The sequence below is a fragment of the Croceicoccus mobilis genome (genome assembly GCF_001661965.1).
GTDB classification, from domain to species: domain Bacteria; phylum Pseudomonadota; class Alphaproteobacteria; order Sphingomonadales; family Sphingomonadaceae; genus Croceicoccus; species Croceicoccus mobilis.
In genome coordinates, this window is the sequence record NZ_LYWZ01000025.1 from 56,224 (window position 1) to 71,766 (window position 15,543).

Sequence of the window (15,543 nt, forward strand, 5' to 3'; positions counted from 1 at the left end):
GCTTATGAGGAAGGATCGCACCATGAAACCCATTACAAAGACACTTATCGGGACTGCTGCAATCGGAGCCATGACACTGGCGGGCGCCGCTCCTGCTGTTGCTGCTGATCGCTATCGTGATCGTGACGGCATTGATGCCGGGGACGTGATTGCGGGCGCTCTCATTATTGGCGGAATAGCCGCAGTGGCCGGTGCATTCGATGACGACGACAATTATCGCTATCGCGACCGCTACGACAACCGACGCTACAACGATCGTTACTACAACCGTAGGAGCGCCCGCAGCGCCGTCGAGCAATGCGTGCGCATTGCCGAACGTCAGGCCTATCGCGCCGGTTACAGGCGTGTGAAGGTGACTGACATCCGCGATGTTGATCGCAAGAGCTATGGCTACAAGATCAAGGGCCGCATCGCAGTCGACAATGGCTATCGCGGCGGCCGCTATGGCCGCGGTTGGGGTGGCGATTATCGTGGATGGAACCGTTCCATGAACGGGTGGGACAGCGGCAAGTTCAGCTGCAAGATTGATCGTCGCGGCGTCCGCGATCTTGACTACAGCGGCATTCGCGGGCTGCGCTGATCTGTCTAGCCAAGGCGTTCCTTCCTCGCGCCCGGTCGCAGTCCCTGTGACCGGGCACCTTACGGAAATGCCTGGATTTACGGTACCTGCTTCGGTTCAGATTTCGGTAAGCGGAAGAACGGTAATGCTTTGGACTAAGGCGCATTACGATTCGAGTTGGCGAGGTTAGATTTACCTTTGCCTTATAGCTGGGCGCCTGTTGAGGGGTTGTGACGAGATGACCAAATTCACGCGACTGTGCTCTATTCCCGCTGTAGTCGCAGCCATGGGGATGGCTATGCCGGCTTCGGCTGCAGCCATGCCGGTGTACAGCGCTGGCTCTCCTGCCGCGGAGGGGCTTGGGACTGCATTGCAGGGCGATGTCGCAGGCTGGGACCGTTATCGTCGCCATCGGCATCGTCGTGGCAGCGATGCAGGGGACATTCTGGCCGGTGTGATCGTCTTGGGCGGTGCGTTGGCGATTGCCAATGCGATCAAGAGCAAGCGCGAGGATGAGCGTTACCGGAACGACTATCCGCAGCCCTATCCTGACAATGATTATCGCCGCGAACGCAGTGATGATCGCTATGATGCATATCCCAGCCGCGAGGCATACGACTCTCGCCGCGGTATAAACGGCGCGATCGAGCAATGCGTGGGAGAGGTTGAACGTCAAGGCCGGGTCGATTCAGTCGATGATGCGTCCCGAGGTGCAGATGGCTGGATCGTCGAGGGAGATCTTTACGAGGGCGGCCGTTATCGCTGTGAGATCGACAATGCCGGGCGCATCCGTGAAGTGGATGTCGAGATGACCCGCGCCGGCTATGGGCAGGCACCTCAAGCACCCTCATATGGAAGCCGCGATGAGGATTTTTATGCGTCTGCGCGCGCACGCCAAGGCGTGGGCGAGCCGGACGAGCGGGATTGGATCGAGGTCCCGGCTCAGGAGGAATGGCGCAATGACGGGCCGGAATACGCAGAGCCTCTCGAAAGCGCCCCTGACGATGACGGTGAACAGAACTGGGAGCGTGGTGACGAAGACGATCGCTATCAGACCTCGGACGGGCCGATAGTCGCCATGGCGAGATGATCAGGAAGGCGGGCCGTCACGGCCCGCTTTTTTATTTCCATAGGACGGGAGTTCGATACTCCACACAAGCGCAGCACCGCGAAGCGCAAAGCCGGCTGCACTGGCGATCAGAAGCGCGGGCAAGCGTGGCAGGTCTGTCGCCAGCGCGGCCAGTGCCAATATCGATGTGAGGGCTGCGGCTGTGACGTATAGTTCCGGACGCATGAGTATCGAGGGCTGACCGGCAAGGACATCGCGGATAATTCCCCCCACGCATCCCGATGCCACGCCAAGGACCACGGCAGGGATTGGCGCGACACCGAACTCCAGTGCCTTGGCCGTGCCAAGTGCCGCAAAGGCGCTGAGACCGGCGGCATCGGCCCATTCCAGCAATTGTCCGCGCCACCAGCGTTCCGGCGTGAACCAGACCAGTAGGGCCGATGCAAGGATCACGGCGCTTACCCATGGATCGCTGAGCCACTCCGCCTGCGTGCCCAACAATATGTCACGAAGCGACCCGCCCCCGACCCCCGTTACGAGGGCGAAAAAGCATACCGTTACCAAGGTTTGCCCCAAACGCGCGGCCACGAGTGCGCCGGAAAGCGCAAATACGGCAACGCCCGCCAATTCCAGGATCATGACCGGGGTAATCATAAGCAATTGCTCAAAAAGGAAGCCCTCCACCCGCATTTACCGCGGGGGAGGGCTTGCCTGTCAATCATTCGCGCCTTTACGCGCAAGCGATCAGATGTGGATAGGCAGGCCTTTCACGCCCATCGCCGCTTCCTTCACCGCTTCCGCATGGGTCGGATGCGCGTGGCAGGTATAGGCGATGTCTTCGCTGGTGGCGCCGAATTCCATGGCCTGCGCGACCTGTGCGACCATGGTGCCCGCGACACTTGCGATCATCCATGCGCCCAGCACGCGGTCAGTTTCGGCGTCTGCGATCACCTTTACGAAGCCGTCGGGCTCGCGATTGGTCTTGGCGCGGCTATTGGCCATCATCGGGAACTTGAAAGACTTGACCGTGTGGCCCGCCTCCTTCGCGCCCGCCTCGGTCATGCCGACGCCGGCGATTTCAGGCATGGTGTAGACGACGCTGGGGATGACGGCATGGTTCACGATGCCGACTTCGCCAGCGATGTTCTCTGCCACGGCCAGGCCCTCGTCCTCGGCCTTGTGCGCAAGCATCGGGCCGGGGACGCAGTCGCCGATGGCCCACACGCCTTCGACCTTGGTGGCGAAGTCATGGTCGATCTCGACCTGACCGCGCTGGTTAGTTTCAAGACCGATAGCCTCAAGGTTCAGCCCGTCGGTGTTAGGACGACGACCGATGGCGACGAGGACCGCATCGGCCTCGATCGTCTCGGCATCACCGCCCGCGGCGGGTTCGATGGTGAGGGTGGCCTTGCCATCCTTGACCTCGGCGCCCGTGACCTTGGTCGAAAGCTTGAGCTCCATGCCCTGCTTCTTGAAGATCTTGGCCGATTCCTTGCGGATGTCGTCGTCCATGCCGGGCAGCAATTTGTCGAGGAATTCGACCACGGTGACCTTTGCGCCCAGACGGCGCCACACGCTGCCCAGTTCCAGACCGATCACGCCGCCGCCAATGACGACCATGTGCTCGGGCACTTTGGGAAGCTTCAGCGCCCCGGTGCTGTCGACGATCACGCCGCCGTCATTGTCGACGTCGACGCCCGGAAGCGGGGTGACCGACGAGCCGGTGGCAATGACGATATCCTTGGCAGTATAGTCCTTGCCATCGACCTTGACGGTGCTGGCATCGACGAAGCTGCCCTTGCCCTTGAGCCATGTGACCTTGTTCTTCTTGAACAGGTACTCGATGCCGCCGGTCAGTTCCTTGACCGCCGTATCCTTCTCGCCCAACATCGCGCTGAGATCGAGGCTGACCTCTTTGGCGATCACGCCGAACTTGGCCATGCCGTGATTGGCTTCCTCGAACAGCTCTGAGCCGTGGAGAAGGGCCTTCGATGGGATGCAACCGACGTTGAGGCAGGTACCGCCAAGCGTCTCGCGGCTTTCCACGCAAGCGGTCTTGAGCCCCAGCTGCGCGGCGCGGATCGCTGCCACATAGCCGCCGGGGCCGGCGCCGATCACGATAACGTCGAAGTCTGTTTCAGCCATGATTTCGTTACTCTTTTATCGTCAGGCTCAAAGGTCGATCAGGAGGCGAGCGGGATCCTCGATCGCTTCCTTGATGATCTTCAATGCCGTAACCGCCTCGCGTCCGTCGATAATCCGATGGTCGTAGGACAGTGCAATGTACATCATCGGGCGGATTTCAACCTTCCCGTTGATGGCGACGGGGCGTTCCTCGATACGGTGAAGGCCCAGCACGGCGGACTGCGGAGGGTTGATGATCGGGGTCGACATCAGCGAACCGAACACGCCGCCGTTGGAAATGGTGAAGGTGCCGCCCTTCATGTCTTCCATCGTCAGCGAACCGTCCTTCGCACGGCTGCCGAAATCGGCGATGTCCTTTTCGATCTGGGCAAAACTCTTCTTGTCGGCATCGCGCAGCACGGGAACGACAAGGCCGTTCGGGGCAGAAACGGCAACCGAAACATCGACATAGTCGTGGTAGAGGATCTCGTCCCCTTCCATCTGCGCGTTGACGCTGGGCACGTCCTTCAGCGCAAGGCACGCCGCCTTGGTAAAGAAGCCCATGAAGCCCAGGCGCACATCATGCTTCTTGGCAAAGAGGTCCTTGTATTTCGCGCGCGTTTCCATGACCGCGGTCATGTCGACATCGTTGAAGGTCGTCAGAAGCGCAGCCGTGTCCTGCGCGCTCTTCAAACGCTTGGCGATGGTCTGGCGCAGGCGGGTCATCTTCACCCGCTCGATGTTGCGGCCACCGGCTGCCGGAGCCGCGCCTGCCGGGGCAGGGGCGCTGGTCGATGCAGCGGGAGCGTCTTTCTTTGCCTTCGCGGCGGCGAGGACGTCTTCCTTGGTCAGGCGGCCATCCTTGCCGGTGCCCTTGATGCTGGCAGGGTCGATGCCATGCTCAAGCACTGCGCGGCGAACTGCGGGCGACAGCACGACGGCATCGCTGCCGCCTTCCGCCGAAGCCTCTTCCTTCGCGGCCGGAGCCGGGGCAGGCGAGGGGGCTGCATCGGCTTTGGGCGCGGGCTTGGCAGCGCCGCCCGATCCTTCCTCGATGGTAGCGATCAGCGCGCCAACTTCGACATTGTCGCCAGGCTGGACGAGGTGCTCGCCCATGACGCCTGCTGCCGGGGCGTTGACGTCGATCGCGACCTTATCGGTCTCGAGGCTGCAGATCGGTTCGTCGGCTGCAACCGCCTCACCGGGCTGCTTCAGCCATTCGCCAACAGTGGCTTCGGTGATCGATTCGCCCAGTACGGGAACCTTGACTTCGGTGCTCATTTCAATGCCGTCCTTATGTGTTTCTGACGGGGCTGCGGATCATTTGTCCGCGGCGATCATGTCTTCGATGGAAAGGCCCAGCGCATCGGCGACCAGCGCCTGCTGCTGCGCAATATGGCGCGAGGCAAGGCCGGTTGCCGGCGATGCGGCCGGTTCGCGGCCAGCATAACGGGGACGCGAAACCGGAGCCTCCGCCTCGGCCAGCGCCTGCTCGATCTGGCTTTCGACAAAGAACCATGCGCCGTTATTCTTGGGCTCTTCCTGACACCAGACGACCTTCTTCAGGTTCTTCATCCGGCTGATGCGAAGCGCCAGCGGCTCGCCCGGGAAGGGATAGAGCTGCTCGATACGAACGATGCTGGTGTTGTCGAGCCCGGCCTTGTCGCGCGCTTCGATCAGGTCATAGGCGACCTTGCCCGAGCACAGCACGAGGCGTTCGACCTTCTCGTCCGGGATCTCGGTCGTGTCCGAAACGATCCGGCGGAAATGGCTTTCGCCCAGGAACTCCTCCTTCGACGACTTGGCCATCGGGTGGCGCAGAAGCGATTTCGGCGTCATGATGATTAGCGGCTTGCGGAAGTTGCGGTGCATCTGGCGGCGAAGCACGTGGTAATAATTCGCCGGCACGGTGATATTGCACACCTGCATGTTATCGCCTGCGCAAAGCTGCAGGAAACGCTCAAGTCGGGCCGAAGAGTGTTCCGGACCCTGACCTTCATAGCCGTGCGGCAGCAGCATCACGAGGCCGTTGGCGCGCAGCCACTTGGCTTCGCCCGCGGCAATGAACTGATCGATCATGATCTGGGCGCCATTGGCAAAGTCGCCGAACTGCGCTTCCCACAGGACCAGCGATTTCGGATCTGCCAGCGCATAACCATATTCAAAGCCAAGAACGCCATACTCGCTCAGCGGGCTGTCATAGACCTCGAAGTGGCCATGTGGAACCGTGTAGAGCGGGATGTACTTCTTCTCGGTTTCCTGATCGACCCAGACCGCGTGACGCTGCGAAAACGTGCCGCGTCCCGAATCCTGCCCCGAAAGGCGGACAGCGAAGCCCTCTGCCAGAAGCGAGCCGAAACCCAGCGCCTCTGCCGTGGCCCAGTCGAAGCCTTCGCCTTCCTCGAACATCTTGCGCTTGGCATCGAGGACGCGGTTCAGCGTCTTGTGGATCTTCACGTCTTCGGGGACGGTGGTCAGCGTGCGGCCAAGACTGTCAAACAGCTTGGTTTCGATCCCAGTGATCGAATTGCGACGCGCGGTTTCGGGATCTGCCGGCTTGTTGAGGCCGGTCCAGCGACCGCCGAACCAGTCGGCCTCGTTTGCCTTATAGGTCTTGCCTGCCTCGAATTCTTCTTCAAGCTCGTGGTTGAAGGCGTCTTCCTGGCCCTTCAGATAGCCCGGCTCGATCACACCTTCCTGCTCCAGACGCTCGGCATAAAGCTTGGAGACGCCCGGATGCCCCCGGATCTGCTTGTACATCAGCGGCTGCGTGAAGCTGGGCTCGTCGCCTTCGTTATGGCCGAAGCGGCGGTAGCACCACATGTCGATGACGATGTCGCGGCCGAACTTCTGGCGATACTCGATGGCGAGCTTGCAGCAGAAGGTCACCGCTTCCGGATCGTCGCCGTTCACGTGCAGGATCGGCGCCTGAACACCCTTCGCCACGTCGGACGGATAAGGCGAGGAGCGCGCGAACTGCGGGCTGGTGGTGAAACCGATCTGGTTGTTGATGACGAAATGGATGCAGCCGCCGGTATTGTAGCCACGGATGCCCGAGAAGCCGAGGCATTCCCAGACGATGCCCTGTCCTGCGAAAGCCGCGTCGCCATGAATCAGGACGGGCAGGACCTGCTTGTGCTTCGCTTCGCCCTTGTCGTCATAGCCGATGTCGTCGTGGAAACGCTGCTGCGCGCGCACCTTGCCGAGCACGACCGGGTCCACCGCCTCGAGATGTGAGGGGTTGGGGACAAGGCTCATGTGAACCTTCTGGCCGTCGAACTCGCGATCGGTGCTGGTGCCGAGATGGTACTTAACGTCGCCCGATCCCCCCACGTCTTCAGGGTTGGCCGAGCCGCCCGAGAATTCGTGGAAGATGACCTTGTATGGCTTGCCCATAACATTGGCGAGAATGTTGAGGCGGCCGCGGTGGGCCATGCCATAGACGATCTCGCGAACGCCCATTGCGCCGCCGTACTTGATCACGGATTCCAGCGCCGGGATCATGGATTCGCCGCCATCAAGGCCAAAGCGCTTGGTGCCGACATATTTCTTGGCGAGGAACTTCTCGTACTGCTCGCCGCGGATGACCGCGCCCAGGATCGCCTTCTTGCCCATGATGGTGAAGTCGATCGACTTGTCGGCGCCTTCCATGCGTTCCTGGAGGAAACGGCGTTCCTCGACATCGGAGATGTGCATGTATTCAAGGCCGACCTTGCCGCAATAGTTTGCGCGCAGGATTTCGACCAGCTCGCGAACTGTCGTCCATTCGAGGCCGAGATTGCCGCCGATATAGACCTTGCGATCAAGATCGCCCGGACCGAAGCCGTGCCATTCGGGCGTCATGTCCTTGGGCAGTTCGTGGTGCGACAGGCCCAGCGGGTCCAAATCCGCCGCCAGATGGCCGCGCACGCGATATGTGCGGATCAGCATCATGGCGCGAACGGAATCGCTCGCCGCAGCCTCGATCGCCTTCTCGTCGACCGGCGCGCCTTTCTTCTTTGCGGCATCCTTCAACGCCGCCTTCATACCCGTGGGGTCGAGCGCCTGCGTCAGGTCGTCAAACGACCCTGCGCCAGACAATGGCCAGCTCTTGCGCTGCCAGGAGGGGCCGGGTTGGGGGCCATCGGGCTCCATCTCCGGCAGGAAGGTCTGGTTCTCTTTACCCATGGGTATCATCCGCTTTGCGCCCGCATACATCTGCCGCGGGCAGGGTTTGAAGGGAAGGCGGCCGGCTGTCCTCCCCGCGCCGGCCGCTTTCCGCTTTCAGGTCAGGCGATTTCCTTGAGCAGTCCGTCAAGGGTTTCGCCAAGCAGCGAGGGCGAGGGCGAGACACGGATGCCTGCCTCTTCCATGGCTGCGATCTTGTCTTCGGCGCCGCCCTGGCCGCCCGAAACGATGGCGCCGGCGTGGCCCATGCGGCGACCCGGAGGTGCCGTGCGGCCCGCGATGAAGCCGACCATCGGCTTCTTGCGGCCCTTCTTGGCCTCGTCCTTCAGGAACTGCGCCGCTTCCTCTTCTGCCGAACCGCCGATTTCACCGATCATGATGATCGACTTGGTTTCGTCGTCAGCAAGGAAGAGTTCGAGCACGTCGATGAAGTTGGTGCCGTTGACGGGATCGCCGCCGATGCCGACAGCCGTCGTCTGGCCAAGGCCGATGTTCGAGGTCTGGAACACCGCTTCATAGGTAAGGGTGCCCGAACGCGAGACAACGCCAACCGAACCCTTCTTGAAAATAGAGCCGGGCATGATGCCGATCTTGCATTCGCCGGGCGTCAGCACGCCGGGGCAGTTCGGGCCGATGAGGCGCGACTTGGAGCCCTGCAGGGCGCGCTTGACGCGCACCATGTCGAGCACGGGGATACCCTCGGTGATGGCGACGATCAGTTCCATTTCCGCATCGATCGCTTCCAGGATCGAGTCGGCAGCGAACGGCGGCGGAACATAGATGCACGATGCGGTCGCTCCGGTCGCGGCCTTGGCTTCGTGAACGGTGTTGTAGTTGGGCAGGCCGATGTGGGTGGTGCCGCCCTTGCCGGGGGTCACGCCGGCGACCATCTGGGTGCCGTAGGCCAGTGCCTGTTCGGTGTGGAACGTGCCGGTGGCACCGGTCATGCCTTGAGTAATGACCTTGGTATTCTTGTCTACGAGAATGCTCATTCGGTTTCCCCTTCTGGGACGGAGATGACGAAAATCGCCTTTGGCTTCTTGGCGTTGCCGCTTGGATTGACGGTGACTTCGTGGCCGGCGCGCATCCAGGTGTGGCTGTAGCCTTCCTGGCGGTCCGGCATGCCGATCGTCTGGCTCGCTTCTTGTGCCAAGGCATTATAGCTGGCCGTGTCAGCGAGAAGGGTCATGACCATGCACTGTTTTTCACGCAGGTTTTCCTTGGTCACGACGATATAGGCTTCGTTGCCCTTCTTCTCGTACACACCGCGCACGAGCTGTTCGCGGCCATTCGACTTGCGCAGCGTTTCCCAGCCCATGCCCTTCAGATCCTTTAGTTCGATCCAGGTGGGGGTGGTAATCGCGGCGCAGGCGTCAATGGCTTCCACGACCTGTTCGGCCGTGGCGGGCCTGTCCTGCGCGGCTGCCGTGCCCGCCGAAGCGAGCACGGCGCAGGCCGCGCCGGCAAAAGTGATGCGAAGGCCCGAAGTCATGGCTATCAGGCCAGCGAACCGTCGAGGCCCTTGCAGGCTTCCAGCAGTTCCTCGACCGCGTCGACCGAGACCTTGAGGTTGGACTTTTCTTCGTCCGACAGTTTGATCTCGACCACGTCCTCGATGCCGTCGGCACCGATGACCGCAGGCACGCCGACATACAGGCCGTCGAGGCCATACTTGCCATCGACATAGGCGGCGCAGGGCAGGATGCGCTTCTGGTCGCCGAGATAGGCTTCGGCCATCGCGATCGCGCTGGTCGCCGGGGCGTAATAGGCCGAGCCGGTCTTCAGCAGGCCAACGATTTCGCCGCCGCCCGAACGGGTGCGCTTCACGATTTCGTCGAGGCGGCCTGCATCGACACCCTTGATCTTGGCAAGGTCGCCCACGGGAATGCCGCTGATGGTCGAATAGGAGAGGACAGGGACCATGGTGTCGCCGTGCCCGCCGAGGACGAATGCGTTCACGTCCTTCACCGAAACGCCGAATTCCCACGCGAGGAAAGTGGCGAAACGGGCCGAGTCGAGCACGCCAGCCATGCCGACGACCTTGTTATGCGGCAGACCGGAGAATTCGCGCAGCGCCCAGACCATCGCGTCGAGCGGGTTGGTGATGCAGATGACGAAAGCGTCGGGAGCATTGGCCTTGATGCCTTCGCCAACCGACTTCATCACCTTGAGGTTGATGCCGAGGAGGTCATCGCGGCTCATGCCCGGCTTACGCGGGACGCCCGCAGTGACGATAATGACGTCGGCGCCTGCGATGTCGGCGTAATCATTGGTGCCGGTGATGTTCGCGTCGAAACCCTCGACCGGGCCACACTGCGACAGGTCAAGCGCCTTGCCCTGCGGCATGCCCTCGGCGATGTCGAACAGGACGATGTCGCCCAGTTCCTTCTTTGCGGCCAGATGGGCGAGCGTGCCGCCGATCATGCCCGAACCGATCAGGGCAATCTTCTTGCGTGCCATCGACTCTCTTCCTCTTTTCTATCGTACCCGTGGGATGCGATCGTCCGGATTGGAGTCACCTTTACAGGACCGGGCGAGCGCGGTTTCGGTCCTGTGCCGTAGGCCTCGGAAAACGGGATTGCAACCGGCAAAAAGTGGGGTGTCGCGATTATCTTTGCTATCAGTTCGCAATAGCAAATTGAGGACTTGCTGCCTCTGGCCGGTGATGGAGCAGCGTGCGCACTTTGCTCTCTACTTGCCAGCGGTGCAAGTCGCGGCTAAGCGCCCGCCATCGTTACGGGTTGGCCGAAAGGCGAAGTCACTTCGTCCCAGGCCCTAAGAGGGAAGACCGGTGCGCTCTCCTGCATCCATGCAGGAACATCGCAAATCCGGCGCTGCCCCCGCAACTGTAACCGGCGAGCATGCCGCCCATTAACGCCACTGGTCCCAATCGGGTCCGGGAAGGCGGGCGAAAATGCGCAGACCCGGGAGCCAGGAGACCTGCCCGTACCGGTCGTTCGAGCCAGCGGGCGGGGTGTACCGAAGGCATCGGCAAGGCGCAGAAAAACGCGTCTTTCCGACAGGAGCGACATTCGTTCTTGTTGGAGGGTACCCTTGCGTAATTTATTATTAGTCGCCGTTTCCACCTTTGCCATGGCTGTGCCGGCCGTCGCGCAGGATGATAGTCAGATCGTCATCGCCGATGAGCGGGTCGAGCCGATAACCGTCACCGCGACCGGTCTCGAGCTGCCCGTTGGCGACACAGGCCAGTCGATCACCGTCATAGATCTATCCGAGATCCAAAGCGTGCAAGGCCCCGACCTCAGCCGTGTTCTCAGGCGTCTTCCGGGCGTCACCTTCAGCCGCAATGGCGGAGCGGGCGGCTTTACCGGCGTGCGGGTTCGCGGCGCCGGATCCGAGCAGATGCTGGTGCTGATCGATGGGGTCAAGGTCAACGACACCGGCGCACCCGGCGGCGGCTTCGACTTCGGCAATCTGCTGGCAGGCGACGTCGATCGGATCGAACTGCTGCGTGGGCCCAACTCGGTCATCTGGGGGTCTGATGCCATGGGCGGCGTGATGAATGTCACGACCCGGCTTACCGACGGCATTGCTGCCAGCGGTGAATATGGAGCCGACGATACCGTGTACGGGACATTGTCGGCCGGAATGGTCGGTGACCGTGTCGAGGCGGGCCTGACCGGCAGCTACTATGACACTGACGGCTACAGCGCGTCCGCCAATGGCACGGAGCCGGATGGTTTCCGCCAATGGCAGCTAACGGGCCGCGGGCGTTACTGGCTTGCCGACGGGCTCTCGCTCAATGCCAATGGCCGCTATGCCAAGGGCAAGCTGGAGCAGGACGGCTATGAATGGGTCGCGCCCTATGCTTTCATCGATACGAGTGATCTGCAGGACACGCGCGAATGGTCGGGCCGCGTCGGTGCCGATTATGCAGGTGAGAAGCTGACGCTTCGCGCAGGCTATGCCGTCAGCGATACGCGCCGCCTCTATACCGGCGAAAGCTACGGCGACTATCCATACGAGACAAATGGCCGCCTTCGCCGCGCCGAACTTTTTGGGCGCTATGATCTTTTCGAAGCCGTGGCGCTCGATTTCGGGGCCGATCGCGAATGGTCCCGGTTTGCCGATTCCGGCGTGACGCGTTCGTCTACTCTGACCAGCGGTCATGGACGGTTTTCGTGGAACGGTCCGGTCGTCAAGCTGGCCGCTGGCGCTCGTTACGACGATCATCAATTTTTCGGCAGCGAATGGACCTTCGGCGCCAATGGAGCGGTCGAGCTCGGCAACGAGGTCAGGCTGCGGGCATCCTATGGGGAAGGTTTCAAAGCGCCGACGCTTTACCAGCTCTTTTCGTTCTATGGCGATACCTCGCTCAAACCGGAACGTAGCCGAGGCTATGATGCGGGTATCGAGAAGGGGCGCCGAGACGGAAAGTTCTTCGCATCCGCATCGCTGTTTCGGCGTGATAGCCGGGACCTGATCGACTTCGATCTCGTGAACTCGGTCTATTATAATATCGGCGAAGCGAGGGCTCAGGGTGCGGAGCTGGAACTGCGCTCACGCCCAGTCGATGCGCTGCAACTGGGATTGGTCTGGTCCTATGTCGAGACCGAAGACAGGACCGCGGGCAGCTATTACGAAGGCCGCGATCTGAACCGCCGACCCCGTCATGCGGTCACGGCATCGGCCGATTGGCTCACTCCGGTCGGGCTCACGCTCGGCAGCGATGTGCGGCTGGTCGGTGACAGCTTTGACGACAGGGCCAATAGCGTTTCGCTCGATGGCTATGTCACCGTCGATTTGCGCGCCAGCGTGCCGATGGGCGAAACTTTCGAGATCTATGGCCGGGTCGAGAACCTGTTCGACACGGGTTATGAAACGGTCGCGACTTACAACACCGGCGGCCGTGCAGCCTATGCCGGTGCGCGATTGAGGCTGTAACGGTGAAGGCGCGGCGCGCTTCGGGTTCGGGTGTGCTGGCGGTATGTGCGCTGGTCACGGCCGCCTGTGCGCCCGCGCCGGAAACGGATGGAAGCGATGCGATGCGTATCGTGTCGCTCAATCCATGTGCCGATGCGATCCTCGCCGATATTGCCCCCGGCAAGCTGGCGGCGATCTCTCATTACAGCCATGATCCCGGCAGTTCCTCGATGGCCCCGGCACAGGCCGCCGATTTTCCTTCGACCTCGGGCAGCGCCGAGGAAGTGGCGGCTTTGGCGCCGGATCTGGTCATCGCCAGCAGTTTTTTGCCGCCCGCCACCGAACAGGCCATGGCGTCCATGGGGCTGAAAGTGGTCAAGATGGGATCGATCTCCTCTGTGGCTGACGCCAAGGCTCAGGTGCGGCAGCTTGCCCGCGTGGCGCATGCCGAAAAGCAGGGCGAAAGGCTAGTCGCAAGCATGGAGACGGGATTGGCAAGCGCGGCACCGCCTGCGGGCGCCGAGCGCCTCCCGGCTCTCGTCTGGCAGGCTGGCGGGCTTGTTCCCGGTGAACAGACGCTGGTCAGCGACCTTCTCGATCATACCGGTTTCACCAATTGGAGTGCGGGCCGCGGGCTGGGGCAGGGCGCAGTCCTGCCTCTTGAAGACGTGATCGCCGATCCCCCGCCGCTGATCCTTGTCGCAGGCCCGGATGATGATGTGGTGGATGACGACACGCGCAGACTTCGTCATCCGGCTCTCGATGCATTGGGTGTCGAGCAGGCGGCCTTTCCCGCCCGCCTCGTCTATTGCGGCGGACCGACCATTGCGCGGGCGGTGGGGCGGCTGGCCCGAATTCGCCGGGACCATGCGCGATGAGGCGGCTGGTGCCGATCCTGCTTGCGGCAATTGCGATCGCGTTGCCGCTGTCGCTTCTGGCGGGGCGCGTCTGGATATTCCCCGGTGTCGAGCCGGTGCCGAATGCCGCGATCATCCTTGCCGAATTGCGCTTGCCGCGCGGAATCCTTGCCCTGGTGATCGGTGCCGGTCTTGGCGGGGCCGGGGCCGCGATGCAGGGCTATTTGCGCAATCCGCTGGCCGATCCGGGGCTTTTCGGCATTGCGCCGGGCGCTGCCTTCGGAGCGGTTCTCGCGCTATTGCTGGGATTGGGCATGGTGCCGCTGGCTTTGCCCGGATTTGCACTTGTCGGCGCGGCGGGGGCGATGGCGATGCTGGCGCTGATTGCAGGGCGTACCGGCGGGATTGCGCTTTTCGCTTTGGCGGGCCTGATGATCGCCAGCCTTGCAGGTACGCTCACCAGCCTTGCCATTAGCCTGTCGCCCAATCCCTTTGCGACATCGGAGATCGTGCGCTGGCTGATGGGTGCCTTGACCGACCGGAGCTGGTCCGACGTCTGGATTGCCGCACCGCTGACGCTCATCGGTCTTGCCGTGCTGTATTTCGCCGGGCCGTCGCTCGACGCGATGATGCTGGGTGAGCAGACTGCATCGTCGCTTGGGGTGGATGCAAGGCGGCTGCAATGGCTTATTGTCATCGGTGTGGGGTTCGCCATCGGGGCCGGAGTCGCCGTGGCGGGGATCATCGGGTTCGTGGGGCTGATGGTCCCGCATATCGTCCGCCCGCTTACCGATCGGCGTCCCTCCAGCCTGATCGTGCCGAGCGCGCTTGCAGGCGCAATGCTGGTGCTGGTCGCCGATACCGTATGCCGGATCGTGCCGCTGGTGAGTGAATTGCGTCTGGGTATCGCGCTTTCGCTTTTGGGCGCACCCTTTTTCCTCGTCCTTTTGCTGCGGCTTCGGCGGGAGCTTGCCTGATGCTGCAAGCGAAGGATCTGGCGATCGCGCGCGCGGAGCGGATGGTGATCGAGGGTGCGAACATCGCGATTCGGCCCGGCGCGATCACTGCGATCTGCGGCCCCAACGGGGCGGGCAAATCGAGCCTGCTTGCCGGACTTGCCGGCCTGCTCCGGCCTGTGCGAGGTGAGCTTTCAATAGACGGGAAATCATTGGATGGGATCGCGCTTCGAGTCCGCGCGCGAACGCTTGGCTTTCTGCCGCAGGATGCTGAAGCCGCATGGGATGTCGATGTGAAGACCCTTGTCGGACTGGGCCGCATGCCATGGCGTGCGGTTCCGGGGCGACCGGCACGCGCTGCTGCGCAAGAAGACCGCGGCGCCGTCGGCGAGGCGATGTCCGCGATGGAACTGGGTGCGCTAGCCGACCGTCCCCTGTCTACCTTGTCGGGTGGGGAGCGGGCGCGAGCCATGATGGCGCGCGTGCTTGCCGGGAAGCCACGCTATATTCTGGCAGATGAGCCGTTTGCCAGTCTTGATATCGGACATGCCCGCGATCTTGCCCGCCTGTTGCGCGAACAGGCGAGGCAGGGGCGGGGGCTGGCCGTGGTCATGCATGATCTCGCGCTTGCCATGAACATCGCAGACACCGTGATCGTGCTCGACGCTGGCAGGATAGTCGCCGATGCTCCGCCCGAACAGGCCCTGTCTGCCGAAACGATCGCGCGGGTCTGGCGTGCAGATGTTCGTTGGCTGGGTCAGGCGGGGGCGCGCGCGCTTTCGATCTGAACTGGCAAAAACAACCCCGGAAACGCGAGAGGGCGCGATTCCGGGGCCAGTGTTCGAGAGTGGGTCCGTCAGTTCTGTTCTTGGCCAGTTCCATCCGAGGTCCCGGCAGACCGGGCCGCCGCCCGGTTGATGTTGCCCG

General features: G+C 62.3%; 13 protein-coding genes and 1 riboswitch. Of the genes, 6 read left to right on the plus strand and 7 right to left on the minus strand.

What is annotated here, in order from left to right; all coding sequences use genetic code 11:
- Positions 1-22 precede the first annotated feature (22 nt).
- Both A9D13_RS14525 and A9D13_RS14530 read left to right on the plus strand, forming a co-directional pair.
- Positions 23-580: a hypothetical protein gene (locus A9D13_RS14525; protein ID WP_066775837.1), complete on the plus strand. Its 558-nt coding sequence runs from the start codon at positions 23-25 to the stop codon at positions 578-580.
- A 217-nt stretch (positions 581-797) separates the two neighbouring features.
- Complete coding sequence (locus tag A9D13_RS14530; RefSeq protein ID WP_156522091.1) at positions 798-1,649, plus strand: hypothetical protein; 852 nt, start codon at positions 798-800, stop codon at positions 1,647-1,649.
- On the opposite strand, the gene A9D13_RS14535 is transcribed toward A9D13_RS14530, so the two are convergent.
- From A9D13_RS14535 to mdh, 7 genes are all read right to left on the minus strand, one after another.
- On the minus strand, positions 1,650-2,282 hold the full coding sequence (locus A9D13_RS14535) for a trimeric intracellular cation channel family protein (RefSeq protein ID WP_066775840.1): 633 nt from the start codon (positions 2,280-2,282) through the stop codon (positions 1,650-1,652). It abuts the gene before it with no gap.
- A gap of 90 nt (positions 2,283-2,372) precedes the next feature.
- Positions 2,373-3,773 carry a dihydrolipoyl dehydrogenase gene (lpdA, locus tag A9D13_RS14540; protein WP_066775236.1) on the minus strand — a complete coding sequence of 467 codons (1,401 nt, stop codon included), beginning with the start codon at positions 3,771-3,773 and terminating at the stop codon, positions 2,373-2,375.
- A 27-nt stretch (positions 3,774-3,800) separates the two neighbouring features.
- Entirely contained in the window at positions 3,801-5,033 is a 1,233-nt protein-coding gene (gene odhB, locus A9D13_RS14545) for a 2-oxoglutarate dehydrogenase complex dihydrolipoyllysine-residue succinyltransferase (protein ID WP_066775239.1), read from the minus strand.
- Between the two features lie 39 nt (positions 5,034-5,072).
- Entirely contained in the window at positions 5,073-7,919 is a 2,847-nt protein-coding gene (locus A9D13_RS14550) for a 2-oxoglutarate dehydrogenase E1 component (protein WP_066775842.1), read from the minus strand.
- A 101-nt stretch (positions 7,920-8,020) separates the two neighbouring features.
- Positions 8,021-8,911 (minus strand): succinate--CoA ligase subunit alpha, encoded by an 891-nt coding sequence (gene sucD, locus A9D13_RS14555; RefSeq protein WP_066775242.1) that lies wholly within the window; start codon positions 8,909-8,911, stop codon positions 8,021-8,023.
- The gene (locus A9D13_RS14560; RefSeq protein ID WP_066775245.1) at positions 8,908-9,411 is read right to left on the minus strand and encodes a hypothetical protein; all 504 of its coding nucleotides are present in this window, start codon (positions 9,409-9,411) and stop codon (positions 8,908-8,910) included. The genes sucD and A9D13_RS14560 overlap by 4 nt, the downstream gene beginning before the upstream one ends.
- Positions 9,412-9,416: 5 nt before the next feature.
- The gene (gene mdh / locus A9D13_RS14565) at positions 9,417-10,379 is read right to left on the minus strand and encodes a malate dehydrogenase (protein WP_066775247.1); all 963 of its coding nucleotides are present in this window, start codon (positions 10,377-10,379) and stop codon (positions 9,417-9,419) included.
- Positions 10,380-10,640: 261 nt separating this feature from the next.
- Positions 10,641-10,881, plus strand: a riboswitch (cobalamin riboswitch).
- Positions 10,882-11,012: 131 nt separating this feature from the next.
- On the opposite strand from mdh, the gene A9D13_RS14570 reads away from it, so the two are divergent.
- The 4 genes from A9D13_RS14570 to A9D13_RS14585 are packed head-to-tail and all read left to right on the plus strand — an operon-like array spanning position 11,013 to position 15,404.
- Positions 11,013-12,824: a TonB-dependent receptor plug domain-containing protein gene (locus A9D13_RS14570; RefSeq protein ID WP_156522093.1), complete on the plus strand. Its 1,812-nt coding sequence runs from the start codon at positions 11,013-11,015 to the stop codon at positions 12,822-12,824.
- Positions 12,825-12,826: 2 nt separating this feature from the next.
- The gene (locus tag A9D13_RS14575) at positions 12,827-13,681 is read left to right on the plus strand and encodes an ABC transporter substrate-binding protein (protein WP_082922443.1); all 855 of its coding nucleotides are present in this window, start codon (positions 12,827-12,829) and stop codon (positions 13,679-13,681) included.
- Complete coding sequence (locus A9D13_RS14580) at positions 13,678-14,637, plus strand: FecCD family ABC transporter permease (protein ID WP_066775255.1); 960 nt, start codon at positions 13,678-13,680, stop codon at positions 14,635-14,637. The genes A9D13_RS14575 and A9D13_RS14580 overlap by 4 nt, the downstream gene beginning before the upstream one ends.
- Positions 14,637-15,404, plus strand: a complete 768-nt coding sequence (locus A9D13_RS14585; RefSeq protein ID WP_066775258.1) for an ABC transporter ATP-binding protein — start codon at positions 14,637-14,639, stop codon at positions 15,402-15,404. Before A9D13_RS14580 ends, A9D13_RS14585 begins: the two co-directional genes overlap by 1 nt.
- Positions 15,405-15,543 lie beyond the last annotated feature (139 nt).